At 40.9% G+C, this 18149-nt stretch carries 16 protein-coding genes; 12 read left to right on the forward strand and 4 right to left on the reverse strand.

The window, feature by feature from the left end; genetic code table 11:
• Nucleotides 1-24 precede the first annotated feature (24 nt).
• From H7R39_RS02250 to H7R39_RS02285, 8 genes are all read left to right on the forward strand, one after another.
• Nucleotides 25-834 carry a class I SAM-dependent methyltransferase gene (locus tag H7R39_RS02250; RefSeq protein ID WP_228724746.1) on the forward strand — a complete coding sequence of 270 codons (810 nt, stop codon included), beginning with the start codon at nt 25-27 and terminating at the stop codon, nt 832-834.
• Nucleotides 827-1939 (forward strand): polysaccharide deacetylase family protein, encoded by a 1113-nt coding sequence (locus tag H7R39_RS02255; RefSeq protein WP_185897789.1) that lies wholly within the window; start codon nt 827-829, stop codon nt 1937-1939. The genes H7R39_RS02250 and H7R39_RS02255 overlap by 8 nt, the downstream gene beginning before the upstream one ends.
• Nucleotides 1929-2627 (forward strand): class I SAM-dependent methyltransferase, encoded by a 699-nt coding sequence (locus H7R39_RS02260; protein WP_185897790.1) that lies wholly within the window; start codon nt 1929-1931, stop codon nt 2625-2627. Before H7R39_RS02255 ends, H7R39_RS02260 begins: the two co-directional genes overlap by 11 nt.
• Nucleotides 2628-4226: 1599 nt before the next feature.
• Nucleotides 4227-6107 (forward strand): alginate lyase family protein, encoded by a 1881-nt coding sequence (locus H7R39_RS02265; RefSeq protein ID WP_221892058.1) that lies wholly within the window; start codon nt 4227-4229, stop codon nt 6105-6107.
• Between the two features lie 10 nt (nt 6108-6117).
• Entirely contained in the window at nt 6118-7248 is a 1131-nt protein-coding gene (locus H7R39_RS02270) for a GumK N-terminal domain-containing glycosyltransferase (RefSeq protein WP_407644562.1), read from the forward strand.
• Nucleotides 7245-8330 carry a glycosyltransferase gene (locus H7R39_RS02275; protein ID WP_185897793.1) on the forward strand — a complete coding sequence of 362 codons (1086 nt, stop codon included), beginning with the start codon at nt 7245-7247 and terminating at the stop codon, nt 8328-8330. The genes H7R39_RS02270 and H7R39_RS02275 overlap by 4 nt, the downstream gene beginning before the upstream one ends.
• A gap of 18 nt (nt 8331-8348) precedes the next feature.
• Nucleotides 8349-9470, forward strand: a complete 1122-nt coding sequence (locus tag H7R39_RS02280) for a glycosyltransferase family 4 protein (protein ID WP_185897794.1) — start codon at nt 8349-8351, stop codon at nt 9468-9470.
• A 63-nt stretch (nt 9471-9533) separates the two neighbouring features.
• Entirely contained in the window at nt 9534-10844 is a 1311-nt protein-coding gene (locus H7R39_RS02285) for a sugar transferase (protein WP_185897795.1), read from the forward strand.
• A gap of 162 nt (nt 10845-11006) precedes the next feature.
• Here H7R39_RS02285 and H7R39_RS02290 read toward each other — a convergent pair whose 3' ends face one another.
• The 4 genes from H7R39_RS02290 to H7R39_RS02305 all read right to left on the reverse strand — a co-directional run bounded on the left by H7R39_RS02290 (nt 11007) and on the right by H7R39_RS02305 (nt 14226).
• Nucleotides 11007-11843 (reverse strand): cysteine ABC transporter substrate-binding protein, encoded by an 837-nt coding sequence (locus H7R39_RS02290; protein WP_185897796.1) that lies wholly within the window; start codon nt 11841-11843, stop codon nt 11007-11009.
• A gap of 325 nt (nt 11844-12168) precedes the next feature.
• The gene (locus H7R39_RS02295) at nt 12169-12903 is read right to left on the reverse strand and encodes an amino acid ABC transporter ATP-binding protein (RefSeq protein WP_004318888.1); all 735 of its coding nucleotides are present in this window, start codon (nt 12901-12903) and stop codon (nt 12169-12171) included.
• A gap of 8 nt (nt 12904-12911) precedes the next feature.
• Complete coding sequence (locus H7R39_RS02300) at nt 12912-13586, reverse strand: amino acid ABC transporter permease (protein WP_185897797.1); 675 nt, start codon at nt 13584-13586, stop codon at nt 12912-12914.
• Nucleotides 13573-14226 (reverse strand): amino acid ABC transporter permease, encoded by a 654-nt coding sequence (locus H7R39_RS02305; RefSeq protein ID WP_185897798.1) that lies wholly within the window; start codon nt 14224-14226, stop codon nt 13573-13575. The genes H7R39_RS02300 and H7R39_RS02305 overlap by 14 nt, the downstream gene beginning before the upstream one ends.
• Nucleotides 14227-14381: 155 nt before the next feature.
• Here H7R39_RS02305 and H7R39_RS02310 point away from each other — a divergent pair, with 155 nt between their 5' ends.
• The 4 genes from H7R39_RS02310 to H7R39_RS02325 all read left to right on the forward strand — a co-directional run bounded on the left by H7R39_RS02310 (nt 14382) and on the right by H7R39_RS02325 (nt 17747).
• Nucleotides 14382-15371 (forward strand): agmatine deiminase family protein, encoded by a 990-nt coding sequence (locus H7R39_RS02310; protein ID WP_185897799.1) that lies wholly within the window; start codon nt 14382-14384, stop codon nt 15369-15371.
• Entirely contained in the window at nt 15372-16292 is a 921-nt protein-coding gene (locus tag H7R39_RS02315) for a cation diffusion facilitator family transporter (protein ID WP_185897800.1), read from the forward strand.
• A gap of 14 nt (nt 16293-16306) precedes the next feature.
• Nucleotides 16307-16774 carry a low molecular weight protein-tyrosine-phosphatase gene (locus H7R39_RS02320; RefSeq protein WP_185897801.1) on the forward strand — a complete coding sequence of 156 codons (468 nt, stop codon included), beginning with the start codon at nt 16307-16309 and terminating at the stop codon, nt 16772-16774.
• A gap of 100 nt (nt 16775-16874) precedes the next feature.
• Nucleotides 16875-17747: a carbon-nitrogen hydrolase gene (locus H7R39_RS02325; protein WP_185897802.1), complete on the forward strand. Its 873-nt coding sequence runs from the start codon at nt 16875-16877 to the stop codon at nt 17745-17747.
• Nucleotides 17748-18149: the final 402 nt, after the last annotated feature.

An 18149-nucleotide genomic window follows, 5' to 3' on the forward strand; every position in this document is an offset into this window, starting at 1 on the left:
AACGATGTAACCCCGCTAAAAAAAATGCGAAGTATATACAATAGTTTAGACTATACGTTGTATTTTTGCGATAGTTGTAAGTGCTATTTTTTTGATATAAACGAGCACGATTATGATCTTAGGCTGTTATATGATAGTCTAGGAGATAAAAACATAAGCTCGTATAACGTAACTTTTAAAAAAGATAGATATTGGGATAATGAAAAAAGGATTATATATTCTATACAACCGAATATAAATAGCATATTGGATCTTGGTTGCAGGACCGGAGATTTTTTGATGCACTTTGATGCGGGCATAGAAAAATACGGTATCGAACTATCAAAATCAAGCGTCGAAGTGGCAATAAAACGAGGACTAAATATTTACGAAGAGTTTATCGAAAATATAGACTTTAAAGATAAAAAATTTGACGCGGTGACTTGCTATGCCATTTTGGAGCATTTAAAAGATCCTGTTCCTATATTGGATAGATTAACGCAACTTGTAGAAGAAAATGGAGTTTTAGTGATTATGGTTCCTTATCTGCATAGTTTTAAGGCTCAATTGCTATATAAAATAAATTTCAGATGGCATATGTTTAGTCAGCCGGAGCATTTAAATTTTTATTCCAAGGTATTCTTAGATAAATTTATATCCGAGAAAGGATTTGTGTTGCGAAAAACAAAATACACTTCAGGCGGTATGTTTAATCCATTTAAAAAGATACCTATCGTCTCAAGAGTATTTGGTAAATTTATGAATTTTATCGATTTTTATACTCCAATAAATCAAATACCTATATTTGATCATATGTATTTATACTATCAAAAAACAAAGGATATAGATGCTTAAAAAAGCCAAGTGGAAAGACGATTGCTTATCGCCGATTTTATTGGGAATAGATGATTTGTGCGACGGATATTTTAAAAAAGAACATCAAAAAATTTTCCCATTTTTCGATGCGGGCTATGGCACAACAAACGACGGATCTATTTTTAGCTACCTTAATAAAAACTTACTTCAAAAATATCCCGAAATAAAAATCACATTTTTTTTACCTTTTGGCAAAGGAGCTTACTGGGACAAAGATAAATCTATAATCAACGATATTTTTGAAAGGGCTAAATTCGAAAATTTTTTAAATTTTATATTAGATTGCGGCTATGAAATAGCTTATCACGGACACGATCATGGACTAATAAATTCTACGCTAGATCCGAGCACTTGGTGTTGCGAGTTTGATCAATATAGCAAAGAAGAGTATTTTGATATCATAAAAAGCGATTTAGCTAAATTTAAAGATAGATTTGGATATGAGGTGCATGGCGGAAGAAGCCCTGGTTATAAATTTAAAGATGATTTGATAGATGGATTGTGCGAGTGCGGATTTAAATGGTGGTCTTTTGACTATAAGCCGTTTATAAATAATATCAACCTGAAGTACAATGGTCATAATATAATAGAGATGCCGTCAAATTTGTCGGGAGATATGTTTAATCATAGTAAAAACCCCGTAAAAAGCGCAGCAAAATATTTTTTAAATTTATATAGACTAGAGCATATGATTAAGGGTGGTCAGGCTGTAAGTATAGCGGAGCATTTTTTTAGAACGAGATTTGATGGTAAGATACAAATGCCGAATATTTATAATGACATAAACTCTTTAGATTTTCTTTTTGGATATCTAAGAAACAAAGATGTTTGGTATGCTACTTTTAGTGAATGCGCGAATTATTATGAAAGCTATAAAAATACCGATATTTCGGATATGGGAGATGGGGTGTTTGAAATAAAATACAAAGGCAGTTGGAAAATATTTCTAACATTTATCTCGGAACATAGATACCTAGAAAATATACAGACTAAAGAAATTTACGAAGGCTTTATGAAAAACAATAGGTGGCTTTTTAATGATTTGGTCGAAGGAATATATAGGGGACATCAAGATGTATTTTGACAGACATTTTTCTTTGATTACCGGATATAGATTCTTGTTAAAAGACGTTATAAAATATGTAGCGACAATAGATTCTTTTTTTGATTCTAAGTATAAAATTTTAGATATAGGTTGCGGAAAAAAACCATATAAGAAATTACTAAAAAAATCTGATTACATAGGTCTTGATGTGTGTGAATGCGAATATGCAAATCCGGACATAATATGTAGCTCTGAAAATATCCCTTGCGAGAATGATAGTTTTGATGCGATTATGACGGTTTTTGTTTTAGATGATTCTTTTTATATTAAGAAGACTTTTTATGAAATTTCAAGAGTGCTTAAAGATGGTGGGTATTATTTTGCTCTTGAAGCGCAAAATGCAAGCATACATAATCCCCCCTTTGATTTTTTTAGATTTGCTCCAAATGCCATGATTAAGCTAGCAAAAGAAGTGAATTTAGAACTTATAAGATATGATACGTATGGCGGAGATTTTGCAAACGTAGGCTTTTGCTTTATATCAATTATACGAAATACACTAAGTAGTCTCAGGATAGAACCCTTTTTGGGTCCTATATTTTACTTGCCGATAAACGTAATTTTTAGACTTTTAGATCTAATAGGTAGATTAAAGATATTTAGAAACAAATATAAAAATAATTCCTTGGGGTATTTCTATGTTTTTAAGAAAGTAGAGAATGCTTAAAAGGTTTCTTAAGACGATATCTTTATATACTGTTTTTTTGATGATTGAAAAAATTTTATCTGTACTATTTTTTTCATATATTGCTCACACTTTAAGTATGAATGATATGGGTGCATATGGACTGTACATGACTATATATATATTTTTATCTTTTTTACTATCGCTAGAATTTAAATCCGGATACGCAAGATATTACTACGAATATTCTACAGAAGAATCCAGATATAAATTATTTTGCGGCATCGTCAATGTTACATTTCTTTCTCATGTAATTATGGGTATATTGTTATTGTGTATTATAAATTATTTTAATTTATTGAGTTGGAAAATTTTTATTGCTTTGTCTATTTTGTCATTTTCTGATAGCCTGATATATCTTATACAGTATCAAAAAAGGTTGGAAGAAAAGGATATGCAATATGGAGTAATTATAATTAGTAAGATACTCTTAACAATTATATTTTATTTTATTATAAAAAATTACGATATAGGGGGTAGTGCGATCAATATAGTATATGCTATGTTGTTTTCTAGTACAATTGTCTCCCTGGTTAGTTATTTTAGCTTTTTTATTAAAGGTTGGCTGTTTGGCGTAAATTATCATATTACAAGGAATTCCTTTTTATTTTCCATAAAAATTGCGCCCGGTATTGTCGGGTCATATTTATCATCATTAAGCCCGCAATTTATTATCGATAAAGTTTTTTTAAATAGAGAATTTAATGGAATTTTTTCGGTTTACCAAAAAATAGCATCAACTATTTATATTATGTTCGATCCGCTTTATATAGTTTTTTCCCAGAGAGTCCTTAAATTTTATAAGGAAAAGAATTTTATAGGAATCTACAAGATGATGCTTAATATAATTTTTAACGGATATGGATTTATGACGTGCATTTTTATTTTAGGCTCATATTATGTTGTATATATGTTTGCTGGAGAGAAATATATAGAGTATCAACACTTCTTGTTCATATTTTTATTCAGCGGATATTGCACATTGATTTCGAGAATTCTTGAATTAAATATCCAGATTTCCGGGAAAAGTCATTATTTTTCTTATTTAGAGATATTCGTAGGAGTGTTAAGCGTATCTTCTCTTTTATTTTGTGCATATTATTTTGATTTTTACTTCTTTATATATTGTGTAGCAGTTATTTCATTTTTTAGATTCGTTGTATATATGATAGTTTCCAAAAAAATATATCCAAAATTATTTTTAGGGTATTTTTATTATTTATTATTTTTATTCTTTCCTAGTATAATTTATATCTTTAAAATATTTGACATGCTATCGGAAGTTTTATTATTTCTATTAACTCTGATTTTTTATAGCTGGTTGGCCATTAGGTCAATCAAAGAATATAAAAGCTGTCCGCGTATCGGGGAAGCATAATGTTATATTATCTAAAGCGACTATATTCTACTCCATTTCTCATAGTTTTGATAAAGTTATTTAATAAAATAACTTTTTTTTTAAATAACTTTATCAATCGTCGCATTGATTTTATAAACAAAAATACTCACATAAATTTTAACATTCCGATCATAAAAACTAGCTATATAAATATAAAAAAATTAGATGTATCAAATATCAATTTGGATGTTGCAAAATATCTATCTAAAATGTACATCGAGCATAAATTTGATCTGCTCGGTAGCGGCTGGGTAAAAAATAGCTATGATAGCGTGACGCTCGGGCTTGAGGGCTACAAATACGATATGAATGTCGCGGCGCCCGCGAGCGCGCCCGAAGGCTACGAGCCGATTGATTGGCAAAAGGATTTCAAAAGCGGCTTTCGGTGGAGCGAAAAAAAATGGTACAAAGATCAGCGCATAGCCCATAAGCTCGGTAGCGATATAAAGGTGCCGTGGGAGCTTGCGAGGTTTCAGTACTTGCCGCAGCTTGCTATTTTTGCGATAGCGGACCCGAGTTTAAAAGAGCAAAATTTAAAAGAATTTAAAAACCAAATTTTAGATTTTATCAGCAACAATCCGCCTAGAATGGGCGTAAACTGGACCTGCACGATGGACGTGGGTATCAGGGTTGCCAACATGCTGGCGGCTTACGATATGTTTTGCCAGATGGATGAGGGCGGAATTTTAGATCAAAATTTCAAGCAGACCTTGTCAAATAGCGTCTACGAACACGCTCTTCATATCGTAAATAATCTAGAATATTCGCCGCATTTTACGTCAAATCACTATCTAAGTGACATCGTTAGTCTTCTGTATGCGTGCGCATATTTGGACGGCGGCTGCGAGACGGACGCGTGGCTAGCGTTTGCCGTGCAAGAGATAATCTGCGAAATGAAAAAGGAATTTTACGAGGATGGCGGAAATTTCGAGAGTTCTACGAGCTATCACCGCCTAAGCGGCGAGCTAATGGCGTATGCTACGGCTCTGATACTGGGTCTGAAAAGCGAAAAAATTTTATCGCTAAAAAATTACGACGCAAAGCTTTGGCGCAAAAAGCCGAAACTTTTGCCGCTGAAGGAGCAGGAATTTAAAATTCTAAACGGTCAAATATCGCTGCCTCAGTGGTTTGTGGATAGGCTATATAAAATCGGCAGATTTACCGCAGACATTACAAAGCCAAACGGCGAAGTGCCGCAAGTTGGAGATAACGACAGCGGCAGGTTCTTTAAATTTAGCCCGAACGGCGAGTTTTTGAGCAACGAACAGGCCGCGCAAAAATATCTAAATTTAAGCGGCTTTGAGGGTGGAGACGAGCCGTTTTGGGACGAAAATATCTTAAATCACTCCACGCTAATTAGCTGCATGGGCGGAATTTTTGACGATGAGATATTTAAAAACGATATGCGCTTTGAGCGGAGTTTTGTTTGCTCGCTCGCAGGACGCACGCTACAAGCAGGAGATAAAACATACAAAAGCCAGGTCGCTTCGGGCGTAAAATTTAGCGAACTGCCGCACCGAAAAAGTATGGAATTTAAAATTTCAAATTCGCAAGAGATCAAAAATATATTTTATCCTGACAGCGGAATTTTTATTTTCAAATCAGATAAATTTTACCTTGCCATCTGTGCTACGCCGCTTGGGCAAAGGGGTCACGGCGGACACACACACAACGATAAGCTGGGCTACGAGCTGTGGATAGACGGGCTGGATATAGCAAGAGATCCCGGCACCTATCTTTATACGCCGATCCCAGGCAGAAGAAATGAATTTAGAAGCGTCAAGGCTCACAACGCGCCGATCGTCGGTGATTTGGAACAAAATAGTTGGGGCGAGGGAGCGATAGGACTATTTGGAATGTTTGCGGAATGCAGGTGCGAAGTGGCGGATTTTGGAGAAAATTTTATAAGTCTCACCGCAGAATACAAAGGCGCAAAAATTATTAGAAAATTTGAGATAAAAGAGGGCGGACTGGAGATTGTCGATATGGCAAATAGGGAATTTTATTATAGTAAATTTGAGTTATATTCGAATGGATATGGGAAGTTGATGAAAAATGTCTAAAAAAGTTTTAATGGCTGTTGCAAATCACTATACTTCACCGTTTCAGGTCGGCAGTCATCACTATGCCAGGGCGTTTGAAAAGCTAGGATATGAGGTGCTTTTTATCTCAAATCCCATCTCCCCGATACATAAAATTTTTGCAAATAGCAACGAACTAAAAGAGCGGGAAAGAATTTATAAAAAAGGGGGTGAGAGCGCAGCCGGTATTTTTTATTATGTTCCGTGCTCTCTTTTTACTCCTCAAAACAAGCCGTTTTTATCATCAAATTTCGTTTTAAATAATTGGCAGAATTTTACGTGCCTGAATTTGCTAAATTTTATAAAGAAGCGGGGTTTTGGCGAGGTTGATATATTGTGGTTTGATAGCCCGTTGTTCGGCTTTTTGCTGGATACCATAACTTATAAAAAATCGATTTTAAGGATAGCTGATTATTCAAAAGGCTTTAATGCGGTTTCAGACGCGCAGTTTGACGCCGAGATAAAGATCGCAAATAGCGTGGATACGGTGGTATATACGGCAAAAAATTTAAAAGAAAAATACGCCGAGATAAAAGATAAATCTAAAATGTACTATTTGCCAAATGGTATTGATCTGGAGTTTTTTGAAGCTGCAGATAGGTCTTTGCCGCGGGAGCTTGAAGATATTCCTGAACCTAGGGTAATTTATGTCGGGGCTACGCATGATTGGTTTGATGTGGATTTAGTATATTACTGTGCTAAAAATTTGACAAATTATAGTTTTATTATAATAGGTCCGGAGCAAAAAGATCTATCTTTACTTAAAAAGCTAAAAAACATCCATATTTTGGGCTCTATTCCATACGCTAAAATTCCTGCGTTTTTATATAATTCGCAGGTGGGTATTATTCCTTTTAATGTTAAAGATTATCCTGATCTCGTAAATAGTATAAATCCTTTAAAAATGTATGAGTATCTAGCTTGCGGATTAAAAGTCGTCACTGTAGAGTGGGAGCAGATTAAAGATATGGCTGATCATGTGCATTTTGCGGAAGATAAAGAGGAGTTTTTGAACTCTATTTCAAGCGAAGAAGAGAGGCAACCTCTTGATTTGGAAAAAATGACGTGGCTGGGCAGACTTAAGGAATTGCTTGCCGGTTCGTCATCAAAGAAAGAAAAATGAAAATTTTATTTATTACGCTTAGGGCCGATCACGGCGGCGGCCCAAAACACGTCGATCTGCTTATAAATAATTTATCCGGCGAGATAAAGATATATCTTGCTTGTCCGCAAGATAGACCCTATTATGATCTGTGGAGCGAGTCAAAAAAGGTTAAAGACATATTCATCTTACCGCATAGAAAATTTAGCGCAAAAAAGCTCCTCGGGCTGAATAAATTTATAAAAGATAACGATATAAAAATAATCCATTCCCACGGTAAGGGCGCGGGTATCTATTCGCGGATACTTAAAATTTTAAATCCAAGGCTAAAAATAGTCCATACTTTGCACGGTGTTCATGTCGGAGAATACGGCTTTTTAAAAAAGATCGCATATATTTTTTTGGAGCGATTTTTAACGTTATTTACCGATAAATTTATAAATGTCTCAAAGAGCGAAAATGAGGCTTGTTTAAAGCTTAGACTATTTAAAAAAAGTAAGTGCGAGGTCGTATATAACGGCATAAAAGCTCTTTTGAAAGACGATAATGCCAAGATAAAATTTAATCTATCGGGGAAAAGGGTAGTTGCTATTATTTCAAGGTTTGAGTACGTAAAAAATATGCACTTAGCTTACGAGATAGCTCAAAATTTTAAAGACAACCCAGACATCGTTTTTTTGTGGCTCGGAGACGGCGACGATAGGGCAAAATTTGAATCTATGGCGCAAAAAGACGGCGCAAATATAATCTTTACCGGCTTTACTGATGAAATACCAGCGTATCTATCTGCTACGGACATCTATCTGTCTACGTCTAGGTGGGAGGGGCTACCTTACGCGCTCATCGAGGCGCAGTCGCTCGGCATCCCTATAGTGGCGACGAACGTAGTGGGAAATAACGAAATCGTAGAAAACGGAAAAAGCGGATTTTTGTTTGAGAGCGCGCAGCGGGCGTGCCGGGATATAGAAAATTTATTAAATGATGAGAAAATATACGGTAAGATGCGAAGCGGAGCATTGCTAAATTTTAAAGATAAATTTGATATCGGCATCGCGGTTCGTAAAGTGGAAAAAATTTACGAGCAGATATTTGAAAATAAATAGATCAACTAGGGAGTTGCAATGAAAAAAGCCCTTATTCACGACTGGTTTAGCACCTATGCGGGCGCGGAGAAATGCGTCGAGAGTTTTACCGATATCTGGGATGATTTTGAAATTTACAGCCTCATCGACTTTTTAAGCGATGCCGACCGAGATAAAATTTTAAAAGGCAAGCGCGCCCATACGAGCTTTATCCAGAAGCTACCCTTTGCAAAGGGCAAATACCGCAACTATCTGCCGCTATTTTCGCTTGCGATCGAGCAGTTTGATCTAAGTGGCTATGACGTCGTGCTGTCTAGCTCGCATGCCGTCGCAAAGGGGGTTCTCACACACTCAAATCAACTCCACATCGCTTATGTACACACGCCGATCCGCTACGCATGGGATCTGCATCATCAGTATTTGCGAGAAAGCGGGCTGGATCGCGGCCTCAAGGGCATGTTGGCGAAGTATTTTTTACATAAAATTAGGCTTTTGGACGCGAGCACTGCAAACCGCGTGGATCACTATGTCGCAAACAGCCGCTACATCGCGCGCCGTATCAAAAAAACTTATGACAAGCCTAGCGACGTCATCTATCCGCCCGTGGATGTGGATAAATTTACGCTGCGCGAAGCCAAAGAGGACTTCTACCTCACTGCCTCGCGTATGGTTCCGTACAAAAAGATCGATCTCATCGTCGAGGCGTTTTCGCAGACGGATAAAAGACTGCTCGTTATCGGCGATGGCCCCGATATGGCAAAAATAAAATCAAAAGCAGGCAAAAACGTCGAGCTTTTGGGCTTTGCCGATGATGGAACGATGGCGGATCTTATGGGGCGAGCCAAGGCGTTTGTTTTTGCCGCCGAAGAGGACTTCGGCATTATGCCCGTAGAGGCGCAAGCATGCGGCACGCCGGTGATCTGCTTTGGGCGCGGTGGCGCTCGCGAGACGGTGCTTGATGGCGAGAGCGGGCTGTATTTTATGGAGCAAAACACAAAGGAGCTGCTCGCCGCCGTAGCTAAATTTGAGCAAAATTATGATAAATTTGAGCCTGTAAAAATCAGAGAAAATTCCTTAAAATTTTCGCGCGCGCGCTTTGAAGCCGAGATCAAAAGCTACGTCGAGGAAAAATATAATAAATTTAAAGTAGGATTAAAATGATAAATTTGATGCTGGTTTATGATAGCTTGCGAGAAAAATTGCTCCTATTAATCAGGAAATAAAATGAAAAAGCAGCTTTGCAACATCATCCTTCTTGTGGTTGACATTTTCGCTATTTGGGTATCTTTTGGCGTAGCTGTCGAGCTTAAAAATTTATTTTACGGCAATCATATTTTGTGGGATATTTCTAGATATCAGGGCTTTGCTATCGCTTACGCGGTAATGATTTTTTTGTTTTTATATCAAGGCATTTATGCCAGGCGGTATGACTTTTGGCATGAGACGGGCATAGTCGTAAAAAGTTGTTTTTTGGGGCTTTTGCTTACTTTGGCTACGCTTGCGCTCATAAAAATAAATTATGAATTTTCGCGAGCTAGCTTGATTTTAGGGTTTGCTTTTATGGTATTTTTGGTGCCCATTTTTAAATTTACAGCAAAGCTATTTTTGTTTAGACTTGGGATTTGGAAAAAAAGAGCTAAAATTTTAGGCGAAAATAACGAATTTGAGTTGGAAATTTTTACGGATCGGTATCTAGGGTACGTGCGTGCCGAAGAGGTGGACTACGAATCGCTTTTTATAGGCGGTAGCGGGCTTGACGCGCAGGATTTAAACGAACTGATCGAGCAAAACATAAAAGAAAACAAAGAGATTTTATTTACCCCGGTTCTTAGGGGCTATGATTTTACGCGCGTGCATATTTATAGTATCTTTAACTCTCGCACGAGCCTTTTTGCTTTGCAAAATTCGCTACAAAATAAATTTAATATAGCACTAAAAAGAGCGCTAGATATATTGCTGATACTTCTGGCTTCTCCTTTTTTAATTATTATTTTTGGTGCAGTTGTGCTTATTATGAAAATAAACGAACCAAATGGTAGGATACTTTTCTCGCATCAGAGAATGGGATTAAACGGTAAGCTTTTTGGCTGTCTAAAATTTCGCTCAATGAGAGAAAACGGAGATGAAATTTTAAAAAAATATCTCGAAAAAAATCCGCAAGAAGTGGAGTATTTTAAAAAGTATCATAAATATAAAAACGACCCTAGGATAACGAAATTTGGAGATTTCATGAGAAAAACTTCGCTTGACGAACTTCCTCAGCTTATCAATGTTTTAAAGGGTGAAATGAGTATCGTCGGCCCTCGTCCATGCGCGCAGTATGAAAAAAAAGATATGGGCAAATATGCCGATCTGATCTTGGGCGTGATGCCTGGTATCACGGGGGTTTGGCAAGTTAGCGGCAGAAGCGATGTGGATTTTGGTATGCGTGCCCAGATGGATGCGTGGTATATGAAAAACTGGTGCATCTGGAATGATATAGTGATAATTATAAAGACCTTTAAGGTGGTTTTGATGCGCAAGGGTGCAAGCTAGACTACGGATTGCCACTCAAACAGCTGAGATGATTTATGGTTAACAGAAACACATTTAGATGTGATGACTGCTTTAAATTTGGAAAGATATTTTGGCTCAAATTGATAGGCGGTAGTAAAAATTTGAAGAAAAAAAAGTCGGAATTTCTTCCGACTCTGGGTTTTATAGCTTCCCGCCTTCAACGACGAGAGATTCTGGATTTACGCTATCGCCGTAGATCGGTTTTAGCGTAGCGTCATAGTTTTTGTGGAAGAAATTTTCCTTGCCAAGCTCTACGATCTCGTTATTTAGCCACTCAAGCAGCGCTTTGTTGCCCTTTTTAACCGCAGGTGCGATGACGTCGACCTCGCCTAAGGCCTCGATACCGACGGTAAAGCCAGGATTTTCTTTAGCCCATGCAAAAAGCAGCGCGTTATCGTGCGCTAGTGCCACGCCTCTTTTGTCGACCAGGGCGGCGAAGGTTTCGGTGTTTTGGTCGTATTTTATAAGCTCGATATCAGGGTGATTTTTTGTGAAATACGCGTCTGCGGTCGTGCCTTTATTGACGATTAGTTTTTTGCCTTTTAGCTCGTCCACGCTTTTTATGACCGCGCCGTCCGGGCTAACTACGCCAAGCGACACCTTCATATACGGAAGCCCGAAATCAACTACTCTAGCACGCTCAGGGGTTTTGGTGAAATTTGCCAAAGTGATGTCGACCTTGTCGGCTACTAGCACTTCTACGCGGCCTGCTGCTTCTACGAGCTCAAATTTAACCTTGCTCTCGTCGCCCAGCAGATCCTTTGCGATACGTTTGGCGAAGTATATGTCGTAGCCTTGGTTTTTGCCCTCTTTATCGACGTAGCCAAACGGCGGTTTGTCGCTAAAGACGCCCACGCGCACGTATCCGCGCTCTTTGATTTTAGCCAAAGCGTCAGCTTCGGCAGCCTGCAAATTAGCCTGACCCGTTAGAAAGACGGCGGCGAATGTTGCCAAAAATGAAAACAGAAGTTTTCTCATTCTTTCTCCTTTAAAATAAAGTGCGCAAAATATACAAAAGCTTGACTAAAATGCGACTAAATTTGTAGTTTTTCAGACGGCGAGCCCAGAGAAAAATCAAATTTTGTTTAAAAACGTAACGCTAAATTTAAAATGGAGTGTAAAATTTACTCAAAATAAATTTATAAATTTAATTTTAGATTTAAGAAACGGCTAGAGGATTAAATTTGCGCGGGTTATTTTGAGTAAATTTGAGTTGTTTAAATCATAAATACGCAAGATTTTAAAAGCTAAATTTGACGAAAAGCTCTCAAATTTAGCCTAAAAAGATCAAATTTAAAACCTCTTAAAACGAAAATAAATTTAAAAATTTCTTCGCGCGTTCGCTTTTTGGATGCGTGAAAAAGGCCTCGGGCTCGCTTTCCTCGACGATTTTGCCCTCATCCATGAAGACGATGCGATTCGCCACCGAGCGAGCAAAGCCCATCTCATGAGTTACGATTAGCATCGTCATGCCGTCTTTTGCGAGGTTTATGACGACGTCTAGCACCTCGCGCACTATCTCTGGATCCAGCGAGGCCGTTATCTCGTCAAATAGCATGATCTCGGGCCTCATGCAAAGCGCGCGCACGATAGCGATGCGTTGCTTTTGCCCGCCGCTAAGCTCCTTTGGATAGGCGTATTTTTTATGTTTTAGGCCAACTTTTTCCAGCCATGCCTCGGCCTCTTTTTCGACCTCTTCGCGGCTTCTTTTTTGCGCTTTTACGGGGCCTAGCACGATATTTTCGATGACGTTCATATGGTCAAATAGCTCGTAGTTTTGAAAAACCATGCCAACTTTTTGGCGGATTTTGATCCAGTCTTTGTAGTCTTTGTCGATCTTTTCGCCGGCTATCTCTATCTGTCCGCCGTCAAAGGGCTCAAGGCCGTTTATGCAGCGCAGAGTCGTGCTTTTACCGCAGCCCGAGGGCCCTAGGATCACGACTACTTCGCCGTTTTTGACGCTAAGGTCGATGCCTTTTAGCACCTGCAAGTCGCCGTAAGATTTGCTTAAATTCGAGAGTTTTAAAATTTCGCTCATTTGATTCCTTATGCCCATCTGTTTTCAAGTATCTTGGATAGTTTTGAGATAGGATAGCAGACGAGAAAATATAATAAAAATATAAAGCCGTATATCCAAAACGGCACGGTCGGGTTGGCGGTTAGGCTTGCGGCTTCGATCGTTTGCTGTCCGACTTTTAGCAGGTCTGGCATGCCGATGAGAGCGACGATCGGGGTGGTTTTGATGATACGACTTAGTAAATTTACGCCGGCAGGCACTAGGCGGCGCGTGGCTAGCGGGATCACGACGTAAAGATAAATTTGAGTCTTGCTAAGCGCCAGAGCCGCCGCGCTCTCAAATTGATGTCGCGGTATCGAGACGATCGCGCCGCGCACGATATCCATCATCTCAAACACGCCCCACAAGCTAAATACGATAAGCGAGGCGTTAAATTTGGAAATATCAAGCCCAAAAGCCTTGCTCGCGCCGTAGTAAAACAAAAATAGCCAGACGATTTGGGGCATTATGCGTACGATCTCGAGGCAAATTTTTAGCACGAAAAAGATAAATTTGTTTTTTGAGCCCATAGCCACGCCCAAAAACGTGCCTAAAACGAGAGAGATGACGATCGAGATGGCTGAAATCTGCACGCTCATCCACAGCCCCTCGAAAATCAGCCGCTTTAAGACCAGCGGGTCGAATAAAATACTAACTCCGTCCAACTCTCATCCTTTTTTCAAGCCAAAATAAGACCAAAGATATCGGCAAAATGATAATCAAATAGCTAACGACGAGCATAAAAAGCGCCTCGTCGGTCATATAATAAAGCCCAATGATGTCCTTGGTCGCATAGACCAGATCGGGCAGGGCGATGATGCTGATGACCGAGGTTTCTTTGATGAGAAAGATGACGTTAGCCGCGATAGAGGGGATCGAAACGCTAAAAGCCTGAGGCAAGATAACGTAGTGTAAAATTTGCCCCTGCGTGAGCGCGACGCTGAGCGCGGCCTCGATCTGCGTCTTTTTCACCGCCTCAAAGCCAAGGCGAAAACTCTCCGCCATGTAGCTACCGCCAAGAAACGCAAGTCCCGCGACCGCGCAGGTAAAAGCGCTCAAATTTAGCCCAAATTTGCTAAGTCCGTAGTAGAGGAAAAAAAGCTGTATAAGTAGCGGCGTGTTTCTAGAAACCTCGATGTAGCCGTTTACGACTGGCGTTAGGAGCTTGATTTTGTAAAATTTAACCAGCGTGCAAAATATGCCGATAACAAGCGATAGCAAGATGCCGTAAAGCGAAAGCTTGACGGTGAAAATGCCCGCTTTTACGAACATCGGCGCAAATTCTTTTATAAACTCAAAATCCATAAATTTTTTAGCTTCTTTTTGATAATTTCGCGAGATTGTAGCGAAAGCAAACTAAATTTAAAACTAATTTTGTATGATTTATTTTAAAATTTAAGCTTGCAAAAGGTATCATAACCTCTAAATTTTGATAGAAATTATTTAAATAAAGGACGAATTTGAGAGCGTTTGCAGAGTGGGAAAAACAAGAGCTGATATTTTTATCGTTGCCGCACGAAAACACCGATTGGAAGCCGTATCTGGGCGAAATTTTAGACGCTTACGAGAGGCTTATGGCAGCTATCGTGCCGTTTCAAAAGGTCGTTTTGATCTGCCCTGAGGAGAGGATTTTTGCGGAGCGATTTGCTAAATTTGATAACGTAGAGTTCGTAAAAATCGATACCGATGATACGTGGATACGCGACTACGGCATGATAGACGTAGAGGACGGCGCTAAAATCGTCAGCTATGATTTCAAATTTAATGCTTGGGGCGGTAAATTTAAAAGCTCGAAGGATAATGCCGTAAATTTGGAGCTAGCTAAGCGTTTTAAAAGCGATTTGCGAAGTATCGATCTCGTGCTTGAGGGCGGCAGTATCGATTTTAACGGGCACGGCACGCTACTAACGACCGAGAAGTGCCTGCTAAACGACAATCGCAACTCTCATCTAAACAAAGAGCAGATCGAAGCGCGGCTTAAGGAGCTTTTCGGCCTTGAGCGCATAGTGTGGCTTAAAAACGGCTTTATAAAGGGCGACGACACCGACAGCCACGTCGATACGCTGGCGCGCTTTATCGCTGCTGATACCATCGCATACGCCTCTTGCGACGATCCAAACGACGAGCATTTTGAGGAACTCGCCGCGATGAAAAAAGAGCTTGAAAATACGGGTTTTAAGCTCGTGCCGTTACCGCTTCCGAAGGCTAAATTTTACGGCGGCAAGAGGCTTGGCTGCACGTATGCGAATTTTATCTTTATAAACGGCGCCGTGATCGTACCGACATACAATGATGATAACGATAAAATCGTGCTTGAGCGACTGGCACGGGAGCTGCCTGATCGTAAGATAATCGGCGTAGATTCGCTTGTTTTTGTACGTCAAAACGGCTCGCTGCATTGTTCCTCGCAGAATAGATTTGTAGGCGCAAGAAGCGAAAGCGAAATCTAAATGCAGCTAAACGATGCCGGCATAAAAAGGCAAAATGAAATTTTAGGCCGTAGAGCCGTGATAGTCGCGGGCGTGACGGCGTTTGCGCTAGCTGTGGTTAAATTTGCCGCGGGTTTGATCGGCGGTTCGGTGGCGGTGCTTAGTTCGGCGATCGATTCGATGCTTGACCTGCTAGTTTCCGCGCTAAATTTCTTCGCTATCCGTAAATCCCAAGCTGCGCCCAATGCTAAATTTAACTTCGGCTACGCCAAGCTAGAAGCGCTTGCGGCGATGTTTGAGGGCGTTTTGATCGTGGGTGCTGGTGCGTTTATATTTTATGAGAGCGTGCGTAAGCTACAAACGGAGCAAGCGCCCGTAGATACGGCTTTTTCGCTCTATGCGATGGCGCTATCGGTCGCGGTTACGGGGCTACTGGTCGCCTACCTTTCCCGCGTCGCTCGCCGCACGAGAAATTTGATCGTTAGAGCCGACGCGCTGCACTATAAAAGCGACCTTTTTAGCAACCTAGCCGTTATCGCCTCGCTTATCTTGGTCGAATTTACGGGATTTGCCGCGATAGACGCCGTTTTTGGTATAGTAATTAGCGGCTACATCGCCGTTAGCGCGATAAATTTGATGAAAGAAAGCGTAGGCGTACTGCTAGACCGAGCGCTAGATCCCGAGATAACGGCGCAAATCGAAGAGATAATCCGCTCGCGCCCTCAGATAGCAAGCTATCACGGACTGGCTACCAGAAAGAGCGCAAACATCTGCTACGTCGCGGTTCATCTAGTCTTTAACCGCGAAATTTCGCTTTACGACGCGCACAAAATTTCAGACGAGATAGAGGCCGCTATCAGGGCTAAATACGGCGAGTTTGAGTGGCAAATCACTACGCATCTTGATCCGTGCGACGACCAAAACGGCTCGTGCGAATGCTAAATCAAAGGAAAAATATGAAAATTTTATTCGTTTGCCACGGAAATATCTGCCGCTCGACTATGGCGCAGTCGGTTATGCAAAATTTGAGCGAAAAGGCGGGTTTGGCAGAGCGCCTTAGTATCGACTCGCGCGCCACGCACGAGGACGAGATAGGCGAGCCGCCGTATTACGAGACGGTGCGGGTTTTGAAGCAAAACGGCGTGCCCGTGACGCCTCATAAAGCAACCTTGATAACGCAAAAAGATTTTGATAACAGCGACCTTATCTTGATAATGGACGATGAAAATTTAAGGACCCTAAAGCGCAAATTCGGTGCTGAGGCTAAATTTGACGAAAAAGTAAAATTCCTGCTCGAATTTAGCGAGGCCTCAAGCGGCAAAATAATCGCCGATCCATACTACACCCGCGATTTTGAGCGGTGCTACGACGATGTTTCGCGCTCTTGCGCGGGCTTGCTTGAGAGGCTGAAGCAAATTTTATAAGCTGGCAGAGCGGCAAAATTTAGCTTGCCGGCCGGCCGTTCAAGCCCTAATTTATCCCCGCTTTGATATAATTTTGAAATTTTAAATCGTAAGGAAAAATATGAAAGTAGCGCTAATCCAACAAAAATTTCACGGCACCAAAGACGCGACCGTGCAAAGGACGCTCGAGCTCGTACGCGAAGCTAGCGGCGGCGGGGCGGAGCTAGTCGTGCTTCAGGAGCTGCACCAGACGCAGTATTTTTGCCAGAGCGAGGAGACGAGGTTTTTTGATCTTGCCGAGGGCTGGGAAAACGACGTCAAATTTTGGGGCGAGGTAGCGCGGCAAAACGGCGTCGTGCTTGTTACTTCGCTCTTTGAAAAGCGCGCTGACGGGCTGTATCACAACACCGCGTTCGTCTTCGAAAAAGACGGCAGCGTCGCGGGCAAATACCGCAAAATGCACATCCCCGACGACCCGGGCTTTTACGAGAAATTTTACTTTACTCCGGGCGACATCGGCTTTGAGCCCATAGATACGAGCGTAGGCAGGCTCGGGCTTTTGGTGTGCTGGGATCAGTGGTATCCCGAGGCTGCGCGCCTCATGGCTCTGCGCGGCGCGAAGCTACTCATCTATCCGACCGCGATCGGCTGGTTCGAGAGCGACGAGGAAGAGGAAAAATCGCGCCAGCTAGAGGCGTGGGTCGCCGTACAGCGCGGGCATGCGGTCGCAAACGGCCTACCCGTAATCGCCGTAAACCGCGTGGGCTTTGAAAAGGACGAGAGCGGGGTGATGGACGGGATCAAATTTTGGGGCAACAGTTTTGTTTTCGGCGCGCAGGGCGAGGAGCTTTTTCGCGCCGATAGCCAGAGCGAGCAGTGCCATATCGTAGAGATCGATATGACCAGAAGCGAAGAAGTTCGCAGGATTTGGCCGTTTTTGAGAGATAGAAGGATAGATGCGTATGCAAATTTAACAAAAAGATTTATCGACTGAGGCTTGTCTTTTTGCCCTATACTTCGCTTTGCTTCCCTTGTGGTCGCAACTGCAATCAGAGGCTTTGAAATTTGGCTCGGTCATTACCGACGAGGTAACTCCCATCGCCAAATTTAAAAGCGCCTCGTCTAGAACAAAAATACTTCGTCTTATTATGGCTCGTCTCGCGAGCGCTTTTTGCGGAGTTTGTAAAATTTTGGCTCGATGAACTACGCGTTCTATCTTCGCCAAAATTTTACCGCACAACCCCAAAAATCATCTCACGACACTTCGCCTTGACTTCTTGTAGTCAAATTTACAAATTTGAGTCACCGAGACCCTCACCTTGAAAATGCTAACATTTAAAACTCCACACAAATAAATCCAACTTGCAACCCAAATTTAGCATCGTAAAGGCGCAAG

The organism is Campylobacter massiliensis, from assembly GCF_014253065.1.
In the GTDB taxonomy this organism is placed as follows: domain Bacteria; phylum Campylobacterota; class Campylobacteria; order Campylobacterales; family Campylobacteraceae; genus Campylobacter_A; species Campylobacter_A massiliensis.

Bases quoted from the DNA above. Each gene is read 5' to 3' on its own strand.
- H7R39_RS02250 (WP_228724746.1), top strand. From the start codon at position 25: ATGCGAAGTATATACAATAGTTTAGACTATACGTTGTATTTTTGCGAT.
- H7R39_RS02255 (WP_185897789.1), top strand. From the start codon at position 827: ATGCTTAAAAAAGCCAAGTGGAAAGACGATTGCTTATCGCCGATTTTA.
- H7R39_RS02260 (WP_185897790.1), top strand. From the start codon at position 1,929: ATGTATTTTGACAGACATTTTTCTTTGATTACCGGATATAGATTCTTG.
- H7R39_RS02270 (WP_407644562.1), top strand. From the start codon at position 6,118: ATGGCTGTTGCAAATCACTATACTTCACCGTTTCAGGTCGGCAGTCAT.
- H7R39_RS02275 (WP_185897793.1), top strand. From the start codon at position 7,245: ATGAAAATTTTATTTATTACGCTTAGGGCCGATCACGGCGGCGGCCCA.
- H7R39_RS02280 (WP_185897794.1), top strand. From the start codon at position 8,349: ATGAAAAAAGCCCTTATTCACGACTGGTTTAGCACCTATGCGGGCGCG.
- H7R39_RS02285 (WP_185897795.1), top strand. From the start codon at position 9,534: ATGAAAAAGCAGCTTTGCAACATCATCCTTCTTGTGGTTGACATTTTC.
- H7R39_RS02290 (WP_185897796.1), bottom strand. From the start codon at position 11,843: ATGAGAAAACTTCTGTTTTCATTTTTGGCAACATTCGCCGCCGTCTTT.
- H7R39_RS02295 (WP_004318888.1), bottom strand. From the start codon at position 12,903: ATGAGCGAAATTTTAAAACTCTCGAATTTAAGCAAATCTTACGGCGAC.
- H7R39_RS02305 (WP_185897798.1), bottom strand. From the start codon at position 14,226: ATGGATTTTGAGTTTATAAAAGAATTTGCGCCGATGTTCGTAAAAGCG.
- H7R39_RS02315 (WP_185897800.1), top strand. From the start codon at position 15,372: ATGCAGCTAAACGATGCCGGCATAAAAAGGCAAAATGAAATTTTAGGC.
- H7R39_RS02320 (WP_185897801.1), top strand. From the start codon at position 16,307: ATGAAAATTTTATTCGTTTGCCACGGAAATATCTGCCGCTCGACTATG.
- H7R39_RS02325 (WP_185897802.1), top strand. From the start codon at position 16,875: ATGAAAGTAGCGCTAATCCAACAAAAATTTCACGGCACCAAAGACGCG.